Below are 14,919 nucleotides of genomic sequence, written 5' to 3'. Positions count from 1 at the left end.
GGCACTGCACCGTCGGCTACTTTGTTTAGTCACCAGACGAACTAACTCTAGCGCCTTCACCGGCGCGGGCACACACATATCCGAGAGGAGCGCGCGGTGACGAACCGCCGGACAATCCTGGGACTCGTCGGCATGGGCGCCGCCACCGTGGCCGGTGGCGGCCTGCTCAGCGGCTGCAGCCGGGAGCCGGGCCCGACCGGCACCGCGACCAACGCGGACGCCGCCAGCGCGGTGGTGCCGGACTTCAAGCCGGTGCAGCTCGTGCAGCCGGACATCAAGGGCACGCCCCCGGTCGCGGACGGCTACGTGCGCTACCCGGCGAAGACGGTCGCCGCGATCACCGAGAAGCCCGGCACCAGCGGCACGCCGATCAAGGCGACCACCCCGTGGTGGGGCCCGCCGCCGCCCGCCACCGGGCAGAACGCGTACGTGGACGCGGTCAACGCGGCGCTCGGCGTGCCGGTCGAGTTCAGCGTGCAGGACGGCAACACGTACAGCGAGAAGGTGAACGCGATGGTCGGCGCGCGCGACGTGCCGGAGCTGCTGGTCATCCCCGGCTGGGACATCGCGCGCATCGCCCGCTTCTCCGAGGGCGCGCACGTGCTCTTCGAGGACCTCACGCCGTACCTGGCGAAGGAGAAGGGCGCGAACTATCCGATGCTGGCCGCCCTGCCCACCGCGGCGTGGAAGGACTCGGTCTGGGGCGGGAAGCTGATGGGCGTGCCGTTCCCGACGGACAGCCCGTTCCCGTACGCGCTGTTCCACCGCAAGGACCTGGCCGAGGCGGCCGGCGTGGCGGACCCGACGAACCTCGACGAGCTGTACGCGTACGGCACGAAGCTCACCGACCCGGGCAAGGGCGTCTGGGCGTTCGGCGACATCTCGGCCGAGGTGCAGCAGGCGCTCGGCGTACCCGGCTCGCAGCAGGGGTGGCGGAAGAACCCGGACGGCACGCTCGTGCACAAGTACGAGACCCCGGAGTACAGGCAGGCCATCGAGTTCATGATCCGGATTCACCGGGACGGGCTGATGCACCCGGACCTGGCCGGCAGCAAGGGCGGCGACGCGAACGCGCTGCTCCGCGCCGGCAAGGTGGTCTGCTGGCAGGGCGGTCTCGGTGTGTGGCGCGGCCTGCAGCGCGACGAGACCCGGGTGAACCCGACGTTCAACCTTCAGCCGATCAAGGTGTTCGGCGCGGCGCCCGGACAGCAGCCGGTCCGCTGGCAGGGCACGCCCGGCATCATCTGGACCTTCATCAAGAAGGGCCTCGGCCAGGCCCGCACCGAGGAACTGCTGCGCGTGCTCAACTGGACCGCCGCGCCGTTCGGCACCAAGGAGTACGAGCTGCGCGAGTACGGCGTGGAGGGCACCCACTTCACCCGCGCCGCCGACGGCACCCCGGTCACCAACGACCTGTACACCAAGGAGTACGCCAACCAGTTCGGCTTCCTCGGCGGGCGTCCCGCGGTGATCGTCGGCGGCGCCGACCTGCCGAACTACGCGCAGGACTTCCTCGCCTGGGCCAACGACGCGATCCGGTACGCGGAGCCGGACCCGTGGGCCGGCATCAAGGTGGAGACGCCGACCAAACTGGCCAGCATCACGCAGCCCACCGTGGACAAGATGACCGACATCGAGCGCGGTCGCCGCCCGATCTCCGACCTGGACGCGGTCGTCACCGAGTGGCGCAACACCGGCGGCGACGAGGCCCGCGAGTTCTACGCCACAGTCCTCGCCGACAACGGCCGATGAGCGCACCGCCCGCGGTCGAGGCCCCGGTCCGGCCCCGCACCGACCCCCCACCACCCCGGAACGCGCGGCGGCTGCGGGATCGGCTGCGCCGCGACTGGCCGCTGCTGGTCATGGTCGCTCCCGCGTTCCTGCTGGTCCTGGTCTTCCATTACGTCCCCACGCTGGGCAACGTGGTGGCGTTCCAGGACTACAACCCGTTCGCCGGCGCGAATCCGTTCGAGGCGTTCCTCTACAGCGAGTGGATCGGCTTCGGCAACTTCGAGGCGCTGTTCGAGGACCCGTCGTTCTGGGATTCGCTGCGCAACACGCTCGCCATCCTGGTCTTCCAGCTGATCTTCTACTTCCCGCTGCCGATCATGCTGGCGCTGCTGCTGCACAGCGTGCTCTCACCGCGGTTGCGCGCGTTCATCCAGAGCGTCGTCTACCTGCCGCACTTCTTCAGCTGGGTGCTGGTCGTCTCGTTCTTCCAGCTGATGCTGGGCGGCGCCGGCCTGCTCGCCCAGGTGGTCCGGGACGCCGGCTACACGCCGCCGGAGATCATGACGAACCCGGACACGTTCATCGTGCTGGTCACGTCGCAGGCGGTCTGGAAGGACGCCGGCTGGGGCATGATCATCTTCCTGGCCGCGCTCGCCGCGATCGACCCCACGCTCTACGAGGCCGCCGCGGCCGACGGCGCCGGACGCTGGCGCCGGCTGTGGCACATCACGCTGCCCGGCCTGCGCTCGGTCATCATCCTGCTGCTCATCCTGCGGCTCGGCGACGCGCTCAACGTCGGCTTCGAGCAGTTCATCCTGCAACGTGACGCGGTCGGCCGGCAGGCCGCCGAGGTCCTCGACACCTACGTCTACTACCGCGGCGTCGTCGTCCAGCAGTACGGCATCGGCGCGGCGGCCGGCCTGTTCAAGGCCGTGGTCGGGCTGGTCCTGATCCTGGCCGCCAACAAGATCGCACACCGGTTCGGCGAGCAGGGGATCTACCAGAAGTCATGACTACCATCGCTCCGCGCCGCTCGTCCCGCTCCTCCCGCCGGCCGGTCTGGGAGGAGCGGCCCAGCGTCCTCGGCCAGCTCGGCAAGGGCACGATCCTCACGCTGGTCACCGCCGCCGTCCTGGTCCCGCTCTGGGTCGTGCTGGTCACCAGCCTCTCCTCGGCCGAGACGATCAACGAGGCCGGCGGCTACGTCCTCCTCCCGCGCGAGCTGGACCCGTCCGCCTACGTCGTGATCTTCTCCGGCGGGCTGATCGGCCGCGCGGTCTGGATCAGCACGCTGATCACGTTCATCGGCACCGCGATCAGCCTCACGCTCACCGTGCTCGCCGCCTACGGCCTGTCCCGGAGCAACTCGGTCGGGCACCGGCCGCTGCTGTTCTACTTCCTGCTCACGTTCCTGATCTACCCCGGCATGATCCCGTCGTACCTGGTGGTCACCGGCCTCGGCCTCAAGAACAACCTGCTCGCGCTCACGCTGCCGACCGCGATCCAGGCGTTCAACCTGGTGGTGCTGCGCGCGTTCTTCATGAACATCCCGTCCGAGCTGATCGACAGCGCCCGGATCGACGGCGCGGGGGAGTTCCGCATCCTCACCCGCATCGTGCTGCCGCTCTCCAAGGCCGTGGTCGCCGTGATCGGCCTGTTCTACGCGGTCGGCTACTGGAACGCGTTCTTCAACGCCATCCTGTACATCGACCGCAACGACCTCCAGCCCCTGCAGCGCCTGCTCCAGGGCTACATCCTGCTCGGCCAGGCCCCACCCAACGTCGGCGGCGGCGCGGTGGTCCACATCCCCGGCATCGGCTACTCCGCGCCACCCAGCCTGGCCATCAAGATGGCCGTCGTCATCGTCACGGTGGTGCCCGCGCTGATCGTCTACCCCTTCATCCAGCGCCACTTCACGAAGGGCGTCATCATCGGCGCGGTCAAGGGCTGAAACCCTTGTCTCCGCCCGCTTCCGGCGGCCCGGGTTACGCAAGCTCCCGCGGGCACCGGTCGGCCGCGGGCGGCCTCCCTGTCCGATCCGTGGCCGCAAGCCCCTACGCATCGGCAACCGGTGGATCTCGGCGGGAAAGCGATCGGGGCGCCGGTCAGCCGGCGCCCCGATCCCGCGTGGACGCCCCCACCATGGCGCGCCACGCATCGACAATTTTTCCGTGTGTCCAAACTAAGTGTCAACAGTTCAAGTGCGTTTCGGTGTCGCTATTGAGGTCGACTTCCGCTGATGAGCCATCCGGAAGCCCGACCGTGATCCGCATCGGCCGCGGCGCGGTCAGGGCCGCCTCCATCCCCGCCGGCGTCCAGGACAGCCGGGCGATGCGGACCGGTCCGCGGGCGAGCAGGCCCGACACCGTGCCGCGTGGCCAGGCCGAAGGCGGCGCGGGCAGCAGGTCGACGCGGCCGGGGCGCGAGCGGACCAGCATCGAGGTCACCAGCGCGGGGAACGCGCCCGCGAGGTCGACGTTGAGGATCGCGTCGCGGTTGTGCGTGGGCACCAGACTGGGCCGGAAATAGCGGTCCGCCAGCCGGGTCAGCGTGCCGTACGCCTCGTCCACCAGGCCCAGGTGCGCGGCCGCGATGCCGAGCTGCGCCAGGCCGTACGCCATCTCGTCCGCCTCCTGGCCGTCCCACCACGCCAGCCGCGCCCGGATCGCCCGCGCCGCGGCCGCGCGCAGCGCCGGGTCGTCGAACGCGGGGTCGCCGCCGTACCAGAGCGGATACAGGTGGCTGGCGTGCCGGTGACCGGGCGCGTCCGCCAGGCCCGGATCGACCCACTCCGCCAGCAGGCCGTCCGGTCCGATCCGGTACGGCGGCAGCGCCTCCAGCAGCGACCGCCAGCGCGGCACCCGCGGATCGTCCGGGGCGAAGCGCAGCAGGTCGCGCAGCAACCCGCCGGCCGCGGCCACGTCCATGGTCGCGTCCACGCACGCCTGCGAGCCGGTGTTCGCCGGCGCGTTCTCCGGCGAGTACGACGGCGCGAACCGGGCCCGCCCGTCCTCCACCGTCACGAAACCCAGGTGGAAGTCCGCGGCCTCGGCCAGGAACGGCACCATCCGCTCCCGCCGGAACGCCTCGTCGCCGGTGTGCTCGTAGAACTCCACGAACAGCCGCGCCAGCCAGGCCGCGCCCGCGGTCCAGAACGTCTGGCACCAGCGCGGGCCGAAGTGGTTGACCAGCGCGTGCGTGCTCTGATGCACCGGTGCCAGCAGGCCGTCCACGCCGTACAGGCGGCGCGCGTTGACGCGCATGTCCGGGATGCGCGCCTCCGCCATCCGTACCACCGGCTCCAGCAGTTCCGGCGTGCCGGTCGGCGCGAAGCCGGCCACCGCGGCCGGAAGGTTCCCGTCCAGCGTGTACGCGCTGCGCCACGGCGGCCGGTAACCGCCGCTCCACACGCCCTGCAACGTCGGCGGCAGCTCGCCGGACGCGCTGATCGCCGCGTACCGGCACGCGTTCACCAGCGTCTCGACCCGGTCACCGCCCAGCTCCAGCCGGAACCGGCCGTACAGCTCGCCGTGCACGGACACGTGCGCGGCCAGCAACTGCTCGAAGTCCCCGTCCGGCCACGGTACGGAGGCGCCGTCCACCACCGTGCGCGCCAGCAGCAGCAGGCCGTCGCCGTCGCGGGACACCCGGCACTCCACGCGGTAGCCGGGCAGCGCGCCCGGCCGGTCCGCGCCCGGGAAGCGCGCCACCAGCGACAGGTTGTCGACGGCCGTGCGGACCGGGCGCTCCGGGACGCCGTCGACCGGCGCGATCGCCAGGTCGCCGTCCGTGCCGGTCACCCGGAACGCGACCACGTCGTCCGCGCGGGACACGAACGCCGCGCAGACCACGCCGCCCCAGCGCTGGGTCACCACGCCGGTCGCGAAGTCGGTGCTCCGTGCGTACCCCCGTGCCCGGGTCTCCCGCGGCGTGAACGTGATCGTGGCCGCGCCGATCAGCGGGTCGACCCAGCGCAGGTCCGCGTACCCCGGTTCCTCCGAGGCCGCGTGCCCGCACACCCGGTCCGCGGCCGCCGCGAACCGCCGCCCCGCCAGCAGCCGGCGCAACTCGGGCAGGATCGAGGCGGTGTCCGGCGGCGGGAGTGGCTCGGTGACCGGCAGGAAGAGGCGCTCGTGCGACAGCGTCAGCCGCACCGCGTCCGGGCCGCCCCAGAACAGCAGCCCCTGGCGCCCGTTCCCGGAGATCATCGCGTGTTCCCACTCCCGCGCCGGGGTGTGGTCGGTGTGAAGATCCATTCACTCACTGTGATGGAGGCAGTCGACGGCCGTCAATATGGCCTGAATGGGACCGGAAATCGAATATCGGCGCACGGATGAAATCGCAGGCGATCCGATAATGCGACGGCGTCATTCCGGCGGGCGCATCGGAGCCGGTGGAGGTGGGCACCTACCTCCACCGGCTCCGTCGGTGCGTGGCGCACCGGAGCGCCGCCTAGCGCGACCCGTGGCGGTCGCGCCGAGCGGGGAAAGTCCCTGGCCGCAGGCGTGCCGCGGCGACAAGAAGAAGACTACGCCGTCGTTCCCCGGTCCCGGGTGACACCGGGATGAAGATCATGTTTCCAAGCGCTTCGCCCGAGTGATCCCGATCTCATGCGTTTCACGATTCGGGCCGCCGAGCGCGTCCGGTCGTGTTGCGCGGTATCGATCATATCGGCGGGCTCATTCGTCGCCGTGTATCGCGGGTGCGCGAATGTGGGCCCGCTCACCATCGCCGTGATGCCGCCGTCATCGGTGCGCGGCGCCGCGCGCCGGCGCGTCCGATGGGTTACGGGTGCCGAGAGCGGGACTCGAACCCGCACGCCCTTTCGGGCAGAGCATTTTGAGTGCCCCGTGTCTGCCGTTCCACCACCTCGGCGTCACGCGGCATGTAAAACCTCGTTACGCCGCGCTGAGCGAACCTAGCGTACCCACTACGCTGTTGGCGACGACACCCGACCGGCCGGGTGTCGGGTTCCAGGGACATTGGGGGTCGTTCGCGTGGCCGACATGCAGGCGGGTGCGGAGCGTCGGCGGGTGCTGATCGCCGAGGACGAGGCGCTCATCCGGCTCGATCTCGCCGAGATGCTGGTCGAGGAGGGCTACGACGTCGTGGGCGAGGCCGGCGACGGCGAGACGGCGGTGCGGCTGGCCGAGGAGCTGAAGCCGGACCTGGTGATCCTGGACATCAAGATGCCGATCATGGACGGCCTGGCGGCCGCGGAGCGCATCGCCGGCGGCCGGATCGCGCCGGTGGTCATCCTGACCGCGTTCAGCCAGCGTGACCTGGTGGAGCGCGCCCGGGCGGCCGGTGCGATGGCGTACCTGGTGAAGCCGTTCCAGAAGTCCGACCTGGTGCCGGCGATCGAGATCGCGCTGTCCCGGTACTCGGAGATCGCGGCGCTGGAGTCCGAGGTGGCGGGCCTGACGGACCGGCTGGAGACGCGGAAGGTGGTCGAGCGCGCCAAGGGCACGCTGATGGCCACGTACGGGATGACCGAGCCGCAGGCGTTCAAGTGGATCCAGCGGACCGCGATGGATCACCGGATGACGATGAAAGAGGTCGCGGAGCGCATCCTGGCGGAGACGCCGAGCGCTTGAGCTGCGCCGTCTCCCGTTGCTTTTTGTTAAACGCGGATAACTGATTGATAACACGGCGTTGAGGAGCTGTGACGCGGGCTATGATCCGCCAGTCCTGCGGTGACACACCGTCAGGACCCGCGTCAGAGACTTCGAGGAGCACCGTTGCGTAGAGCCGTGATCATGTTCACGGCCCTTCTGGGAGCCCTGTTCTTCGCTCTTGGTGTGAACGCCACAAGCGCTTACGCCGCCGAGGGTGAAGGCCTGCAGGGTACGTTGAGCAATCAGAACCAGCCGGTGGCTGGGGTCAGGATCAACGTCACTCAGAATGGCCAGCCGGCCGGATCGGCCGTGTCCGGAGCGGACGGGAAGTGGACACTTTCCGTATCGCCGGGGACGTATGAGGTGGTCCTCGACGAGAGTTCGCTCCCGGCGGGAGTCGGACTGCAGGGGACGCTGGGCCCCACTCGTTCGCTCGAGGTGTACGAGGGCCAGATGCGTAACGTCCTCTACCCGCTGGGTCCGGTGGGCGCGGGCGCGCCGCCGCCTGAGGCGGAGCCGACCATCTGGGATCGTCTGCCGAACCTGGTGTACACCGGCGTGCACATCGGCCTGATCCTGGCGCTGGGCGCGCTGGGCGTCTCGCTGATCTTCGGCACGATGGGCCTGACCAACTTCGCACACGGCGAGCTGATCACCTTCGGCGCGCTGATCGGCTTCCTGTTCAACGTGACGATCGGGCTGCCGCTGTGGCTGTCGCTGATCCTCGCGGTCGTGGTCGGCGGTGCGTTCGGTTGGTTGCAGGACAGATTCTTCTGGGGCTGGCTACGACGGCGCCGAACGGGCCTGATCGGCATGATGATCGTGTCGATCGGTCTCGCGATGGTGCTGCGTTACGTCTTCCTGTTCCAGTTCCGCGGTGGCACGCAGCAGTACCGGGAGTACGCGGCGCAGCCGGGTATCGAGATCGGCCCGCTGCTGATCGCGCCGAAGAACCTCATCATGGACGCGGTGGCGATCCTGGTGCTGGTCGCGGTGTCGGTCGCGCTGCTGAAGACGCGGCTGGGCAAGGCGACGCGCGCGGTGTCGACGAACCCGGCGCTGGCCGCCGCCTCCGGCATCGACGTTGACAAGATCATTCGACTGATCTGGACGATCGGCGGCGCGCTGGCCGCGCTGGCCGGCGTGATGCTCGGCATGTTCCAGGGCCTCAATTTCCAGATGGGCTTCCAGATCCTGCTGCTGGTCTTCGCGGCGGTGACGCTGGGTGGTCTCGGCACGGCGTTCGGTGCGTTGCTCGGCAGCATGGTGGTCGGCATCGTCACCCAGGTCTCGACGCTGTGGGTCCCGACCGAGCTGAAGAACGTCGGTGCGCTGGCTGCGCTGATCATCATCCTGCTCTTCCGGCCGCAGGGCATTCTGGGCCGCCGCGAGCGGATCGGTTAAGGGGGCCGCGCCATGAACTGGGAATTGATCTTCCAGGTCTCCGTCGAGTCGATCATCGGCTCCACGGCGATCATCTACGCGCTGGCCGCGATCGGCCTGAACGTGCACTTCGGCTACACCGGTCTGCTGAACTTCGGTCAGTCCGCGTTCCTCGGCGTCGCGGCGTACGGCCTGGCGATGTCGGTGGCCACGTACGGCCTGCCGTTCTGGGTCGGCATCGCGGTCGGCCTGGCCGGCGCCGTGCTGCTGGCGCTGCTGCTGGGCATCCCGACGCTGCGGCTGCGCGCCGACTACCTGGCGATCGTCACGATCGCGGCCGCGGAGATCATCCGACTGCTGTTCCGTTCGGTGAGCCTGAGCGAGTGGACCGGTGGTTCGGACGGCCTGCAAGCCTTCTCCGAGGGCTTCTACGCCATGAACCCGTACAGCCAGGGCATCGCGCTCGGCAACCTGATCACCTTCGACTCCCGCGAGATGTGGGTGCTGACGGTCGGCTGGGTCCTGGTGGCGGTCGCCTGCCTCATCGTCTGGCTGCTGATGCGCAGCCCGTGGGGCCGGGTGCTGAAGGCGATCCGCGAGGACGAGGACGCGGTCCGCAGCCTCGGTAAGAACGTCTTCTCGTACAAGATCCAGTCGCTGATCCTCGGCGGTGTGCTCGGCTCGCTCGGCGGTTTCATGTTCGCGGTCAGCCGCGCGGCCGTGCAGCCGGACACCTACGGCACGGAGTTCACCTTCTTCGCGTACACCATCCTGATCCTGGGTGGCGCGGCGCGGGTCTTCGGCCCGGTGGTCGGCTCGATGATCTTCTGGTTCCTGATCGTCTTCGTGGACGCGATGCTGGTCGAGCTGATCCGGGTCGGCACGATCCCGAGTTCGATCATGGACACGACCCAGGCCGGCTCCGTCCGGTACATCCTGGTCGGCCTCGGCCTGATGGCCCTGCTGATCTTCCGTCCGCAGGGAATCTTCGGCGACAAGAAGGAGGTCATGCTCGATGCCCGCTGAGACGCTCCCGTCGCTGGCCGACGTCCCCCGCGAGCCGGGTGCCGCGAAGCCCGACCCGATCCTGGTCGCGGACGGCGTCGTGCGCCGCTTCGGCGGCCTGACCGCCGTCAACGTGAAGCACGTCGAGATCCCGCGCGGCCGGATCACGGCGCTGATCGGGCCGAACGGCGCCGGCAAGACCACCTTCTTCAACCTGCTGACCGGCTTCGACAAGCCCGACGAGGGCACCTGGACGTTCAACGGGAAGAAGCTCGGCGGCGTCGCCGCGCACAAGGTGGCCCGGCTCGGCATGGTCCGCACGTTCCAGCTCACCAAGGCGCTCAACCGCCTCACGGTGATGGACAACATGCTGCTCGGCGCGACCGGCCAGAAGGGTGAGAACTTCTTCCGCGCGCTGATCCCGGCCACCTGGAGCGGCCAGGAGAAGGAGATCACCGCGCGGGCCGAGGAACTGCTCGCCCGGTTCAAGCTCGACGCGAAGCGCAACGACTTCGCCGGCAGCCTCTCCGGCGGCCAGCGCAAGCTGCTGGAGATGGCCCGGGCGCTGATGGTCCGGCCCGACATGGTGATGCTCGACGAGCCGATGGCCGGCGTGAACCCGGCGCTGACCCAGTCGCTGCTCGGCCACGTCAAGGCGCTGCGCGAGGACGGCATGACCGTGCTGTTCGTCGAGCACGACATGGACATGGTCCGCGACATCAGCGACTGGGTGATCGTGATGGGCCAGGGCTCGGTGATCGCCGAGGGCACGCCGGACGAGGTCATGGCGGACCCGCGCGTGATCGACGCCTACCTGGGCGCCCACCACGACGGCACCGACTCGGCCGAGGACGACGCCCCGGCTACCGTTGCGGACACGGCCGCCGATCGGCCCGGAACCGGTGCCGACGCCGCGCCGGCGGGGGAGGAGAAGCCATGACGGACGAGATCACCCAGGCCGAGGCGCTCGCCGACGACACCGCCGGGGTGCACGTCGTCGACCGCAGCGAGCACCTGGCCGCGGCCGAGGGCGCGCTCGTCCGCTGCGACGAGCTGCTGGCCGGCTACCTGCCGGGCGTGAACATCCTCAACGGCGCCGACCTGTACGCCAAGCGCGGCGAACTGGTCGGCATCATCGGCCCGAACGGCGCCGGCAAGTCGACGCTGCTCAAGGCGCTGTTCGGCCTGGTCAACATCCGGTCCGGCACGGTCACGCTGGACGGGCAGAACATCACCAACCTGAAGGCGCACGACCTGGTCGCCCGCGGCATCGGATTCGTGCCGCAGACGAACAACGTCTTCGGAACGCTCACCATCGAGGAGAACCTCGAGATGGGCACGTTCCTGCGGCCGAAGAAGTTCAAGGAGCGCTTCGACTTCGTCACCGGCCTGTTCCCCACGCTGGGCACCCGCCGCAAGCAGCGCGCCGGATCGCTCTCCGGCGGCGAGCGGCAGATGGTGGCGATGGGGCGCGCGCTGATGATGGAGCCCAGCGTCCTGCTCCTCGACGAGCCGTCGGCCGGCCTCTCGCCGGCCATGCAGGACGAGGTCTTCCGCCGTACCAAGCAGATCAACGCGACCGGCGTCACGGTCATCATGGTCGAGCAGAACGCTCGCCGGTGCCTGCAGATCTGCGACCGCGGCTACGTCCTCGACCAGGGACGTAACGCGTACACCGCCTCCGGCGAGGACCTCATGCACGACCCGAAGGTCATCGAACTCTACCTCGGCACCCTCGCCACCGCGTAGCGGCCGTCGCCCCACCTCGGCCCGGTCCCGGCCTCACCGCCGGGGCCGGGCCGTCGCCGTCTCATCAGAAGAGCCGTCCACGGTACGGGTGCGCCCGCCCCCACGGTTCCAGCTCCATCGCGCACTGCCTGGGCTCCGCCAGGCCCGGCGATGACGCGCCAGCAGTCCTGGGCGACGGCGCGGCTCCGAGGCCCGATAACGCGAAGCCGTCCTCCGTGCGAAGGCCGATGCCCCCGCTGGTCCTTCGTCCTCATGTCGTCGCCACCGGCAGGCGGCCGTCACGCTCGCGAGGGTGGCGCGCCACGGGCACGGTTCGCCGGTACCGGGCGCTGCTGCTGAGTCATCGCTCGTCCTCCAGCAGGCCTTCATGGGGTGGACCGGCGAATGTTCTGAAGATCGAATCTTCAGGACGTCGTGCCGCAGATGATCAGGCCGGGACTGGCAGGGAGGAGCGCTGCGACGACCGGTGCCCGCGGGAGTTGCTCTGTGTCAACGTCTCTGGTCGAGTATGAGTTGGAGTTGGCCGTGTTTGTCCTGTTCGTAGGGGGTGTTCGTGGTCCAGCATTTCCAGATCACTGTCAGCCAGGCGCGGGCGAGGATCCGGACGGCGTGCTGGTGTGTGTGGCCGCGTTCGCGGGCGCGGTGGTAGAGGTTCGCCGCCCATGGGTTGGCGTGGCGGCTATCGGCGGCGAAGTCGCAGACCGCGTCACGAAGGTGTTTGTCCGCGCTCCAGCGGAACGTGACCACCTTCGATCGGCCGGACTGGCGGGTCGAGGGAGCGGCGCCGGCCAGGCAGGCCATCGCGTTCGGGGTGGGGAACCGGCCGCGGGCGTCACCGATCTCGGCCAGAAGCCGGGCCGCGCGGATCGTGCCGGCTTTCGGCAGGCCGGCGAAGATCGGCGCGTCGGGGTGGGCGTCGAATGCCTCACCGATCTGCGTGCTGAGGGCTTTGATCTGCGCGACGAGGCTCTGCAGGATCGCCACGAGCGCGACGGTGATCCCTGCCAGCCCGGCCCCGGCCGGGCCCTGCGGCCCGCGGGGCGCGGACCGGATCCGCGCCAGCAACACCGCCGCTGACGTCCGCCCGGAATACCGCTGCCGGGCCAGCCACCGGGCCAGCCGGGCCTCGGTCAACCGGTCCAGGGCGTCCTGGCTGGTGAACACGGCCAGGAACGCCAGACTGATCGGCGAGTCCAGGTCCGCGAACAACCCGACCGTCCCGGGCATGGCGGTGTCCAGATGCGCCCGTAGCTGGTTCGCCGCCGCGACCCTATGCCCGATCACGTCCTTACGCGCCCTCGACAACCGCCGCAACACCACCGTGTCATCCCGATCGGTGCACAGGGGCGTGAGCCGAGCCCGGTCCGTGCGCACCACATCGGCCAGCACGAACGCATCGAACCGGTCATCCTTGTTCCCCGCCGACCCATACCGGCCCCGCAACGCCTTCACCTGCCCCGGAGCAATCACGAACACCGGAAGACCCGCATCGAGCAGCGCATCGACGACCGGCCCGTCACCCCGCTCGATCCCGACCGCGTCCACCTCATGCCGGTCCAGCACCCCGACCATCCGGGCCAGCCCCGCCGCCTTGTGCGTCACCGTGACCCGCTCCACCACCCGCCCGGCCTCGTCGACCACACACACCACATGATCATCTTTCGCCCAGTCGACTCCCGCCCACCGCACTCGACCCGACACCACCGTCTTTGCCACACTCACCACAGGATTCCTCGCTGTTGCAGCAGCAGGGGAAACACCAGGCGGCTCCCGGGGACCACCACCACCGAAAGCTCATTGACCGGCACTCGACAAGGTGCATAGCTCTGTCGTCGGTCAAGGTGGCACCCCGGGCGCCCGTCAGGCCTCGCAGAACTCCCGCAGGACCTCAAAAATCTCGCAAGCAGAGGCAATGACCCAACGAACACCCGGTGCTACCCGACCCATACAGACCCGGGCACCACCCATGTTGACCAATGAGCATGCGGGTCGCCACCGGGCCGGAAGCGGGAAGAACGCAGGTGGGCACAAGGAAAGGGCCCGGCCGATGGCCGGGCCCTTTCGCGAGAGTGACCGGAAGATCAGATCTTGCCGGACTTGTAGTCGACGTTCGTGTACTTGTTGTCCTGGCCGTACTCGTAGATGCCGATGGTGGCCTCGGACGGGTCACCGGCGTCGTTGAAGGAGACCGGGCCGCTGATGCCGTCGTAGTCGAGGTCCGTGCCGGACTTCACCAGGGTGAGGCAGGTGGCGAAGTCGGTGCACTTGGTGCCGCCCTCGGAGACCGCCTTGAGGTTGGCGGCGATCGCGGCGGGGGCGTCGGAACCGGCGGCCTCGGCGGCGAGCGCGGTCAGCATGACGGCGTCGTAGGACTCCGGCGCGTACGAGAAGTCGGCCAGCTGCGGGTCCTCCTTGAGGACCTTGTCCTTGAAGGCCTGGTTGGCGGCCGCGCCGGGCAGCGTGCCCTTGGCGCCCTTGAGCGTGCCGGCCGGGAAGTTGTACTTGTTCGACAGGTTGCCGTCGACGAAGTACCACTTCTTCTTGTCGGTGGTCAGGCCCGCCTCGACCAGCTTGGGGATGATCTTCTGGGCCTCGTCGAAGCCGATCAGCACGATCGCGTCCGGGTTCGCGGTCTTGATCTGGTCGACCTCGGCGGAGAAGTCCGGCGCCTTCGGGTCGTACACGGCCTCGGCGACGATCTGGCCACCGGCGCCCTCGACGGCGGCGCGGGTGCTCTTGGCGAGGCCGACGCCGTACGAGTCCTGCATGACCAGCAGGCCGACCTTGGCGCTGCCGTCCTGGATGATCAGGTCACCGAGGACGCGGCCCTGGAGCGTGTCCGGCGGGGCGGTCCGGAAGTACAGACCCTTGTCGTTGTAGTTGGTGAACTCGTCGGACGTGTTCGCCGGCGAGAACTGCACGACGCCCGCGCCCGTGATCTTGTCGATGACGGAGAGCGAGACCGACGAGGAGGCGGCGCCGATGATGGTGTCGACGCCCTCGGCGAGCAGCTTGTTGACCGACTGGGTCGCGATGTCGGTCGAGGTGTCGCCGGAGTCGGTGTGGCTGACCACGACCGGCTTGCCGAGCACGCCACCGGCCGCGTTGATCTCCGTGACGGCGGCGTCGACGCCGGCGATCTCCGGCGGGCCGAGGATGGCCAGCGAGCCGGTCTGGGGCAGCAGCGTGCCGAGCTTGAGCGTGCCGTCACCGACCGCGGTGGCGGCGGACGAGCTGCCGGCGTTCGGCGTTTCCTCCGCGTCGTCGGCGCACGCGGTGAGCGCGAGGCACGCGGCGCTCAGCACGGCGACGCTACGCCATGCGAGGTTCGGGCGGATCATGCAGTCTCCTTATAGTCCAGCGTACGGACGCGGGTTGAGCGCCCTTGCAAACGCTGTCGCAGGCACAAATTAATGACCGCACCGCCGGTTCA

At 69.5% G+C, this 14,919-nt stretch carries 11 protein-coding genes and 1 tRNA gene; 8 read left to right on the top strand and 4 right to left on the bottom strand.

What is annotated here, in order from left to right; genetic code table 11:
- Positions 1 to 96: 96 nt before the first annotated feature.
- From J2S41_RS24220 to J2S41_RS24210, 3 genes are read left to right on the top strand one after another with little or no spacing between them, the layout of a single operon-like run.
- Complete coding sequence (locus J2S41_RS24220; RefSeq protein ID WP_310370776.1) at positions 97 to 1,752, top strand: extracellular solute-binding protein; 1,656 nt, start codon at positions 97 to 99, stop codon at positions 1,750 to 1,752.
- Positions 1,749 to 2,744: an ABC transporter permease gene (locus J2S41_RS24215; RefSeq protein WP_310370774.1), complete on the top strand. Its 996-nt coding sequence runs from the start codon at positions 1,749 to 1,751 to the stop codon at positions 2,742 to 2,744. Before J2S41_RS24220 ends, J2S41_RS24215 begins: the two co-directional genes overlap by 4 nt.
- Entirely contained in the window at positions 2,741 to 3,682 is a 942-nt protein-coding gene (locus J2S41_RS24210) for a carbohydrate ABC transporter permease (protein ID WP_310370772.1), read from the top strand. Before J2S41_RS24215 ends, J2S41_RS24210 begins: the two co-directional genes overlap by 4 nt.
- Before the next feature lie 238 nt (positions 3,683 to 3,920).
- Here the strand turns inward: J2S41_RS24210 and J2S41_RS24205 are convergent, their stop codons facing one another.
- Positions 3,921 to 5,987 (bottom strand): glycosyl hydrolase family 95 catalytic domain-containing protein, encoded by a 2,067-nt coding sequence (locus J2S41_RS24205; RefSeq protein WP_310370771.1) that lies wholly within the window; start codon positions 5,985 to 5,987, stop codon positions 3,921 to 3,923.
- Positions 5,988 to 6,523: 536 nt separating this feature from the next.
- A tRNA-Leu gene (locus J2S41_RS24200) sits at positions 6,524 to 6,606 on the bottom strand.
- Positions 6,607 to 6,737: 131 nt separating this feature from the next.
- Between J2S41_RS24200 and J2S41_RS24195 the strand changes: the two genes are divergently transcribed.
- The 5 genes from J2S41_RS24195 (at position 6,738) to J2S41_RS24175 (ending at position 11,486) form a co-directional block, all read left to right on the top strand.
- Positions 6,738 to 7,328, top strand: coding sequence for an ANTAR domain-containing response regulator (locus tag J2S41_RS24195; protein WP_374728269.1), 591 nt, complete (start codon positions 6,738 to 6,740; stop codon positions 7,326 to 7,328).
- 162 nt (positions 7,329 to 7,490) lie between these two features.
- Complete coding sequence (locus J2S41_RS24190; RefSeq protein ID WP_310376493.1) at positions 7,491 to 8,753, top strand: branched-chain amino acid ABC transporter permease; 1,263 nt, start codon at positions 7,491 to 7,493, stop codon at positions 8,751 to 8,753.
- Between the two features lie 12 nt (positions 8,754 to 8,765).
- A complete protein-coding gene (locus J2S41_RS24185) occupies positions 8,766 to 9,758 on the top strand; it encodes a branched-chain amino acid ABC transporter permease (RefSeq protein ID WP_310370768.1) in 993 nt (330 codons plus the stop codon).
- Positions 9,748 to 10,677: an ABC transporter ATP-binding protein gene (locus J2S41_RS24180; RefSeq protein ID WP_310370766.1), complete on the top strand. Its 930-nt coding sequence runs from the start codon at positions 9,748 to 9,750 to the stop codon at positions 10,675 to 10,677. Before J2S41_RS24185 ends, J2S41_RS24180 begins: the two co-directional genes overlap by 11 nt.
- On the top strand, positions 10,674 to 11,486 hold the full coding sequence (locus J2S41_RS24175) for an ABC transporter ATP-binding protein (protein ID WP_310370764.1): 813 nt from the start codon (positions 10,674 to 10,676) through the stop codon (positions 11,484 to 11,486). The genes J2S41_RS24180 and J2S41_RS24175 overlap by 4 nt, the downstream gene beginning before the upstream one ends.
- Before the next feature lie 489 nt (positions 11,487 to 11,975).
- Here the strand turns inward: J2S41_RS24175 and J2S41_RS24170 are convergent, their stop codons facing one another.
- On the bottom strand, positions 11,976 to 13,175 hold the full coding sequence (locus J2S41_RS24170) for an IS110 family RNA-guided transposase (RefSeq protein ID WP_310364796.1): 1,200 nt from the start codon (positions 13,173 to 13,175) through the stop codon (positions 11,976 to 11,978).
- Positions 13,176 to 13,567: 392 nt separating this feature from the next.
- A complete protein-coding gene (locus tag J2S41_RS24165) occupies positions 13,568 to 14,827 on the bottom strand; it encodes an ABC transporter substrate-binding protein (RefSeq protein ID WP_310370762.1) in 1,260 nt (419 codons plus the stop codon).
- Between the last annotated feature and the right edge of the window lie 92 nt (positions 14,828 to 14,919).

It is taken from the genome of Catenuloplanes atrovinosus, assembly GCF_031458235.1.
Lineage (GTDB): Bacteria > Actinomycetota > Actinomycetes > Mycobacteriales > Micromonosporaceae > Catenuloplanes > Catenuloplanes atrovinosus.
The sequence above is the reverse complement of the archived record's forward strand: the minus strand, read 5'-3'. Positions and strand labels throughout refer to the sequence as shown.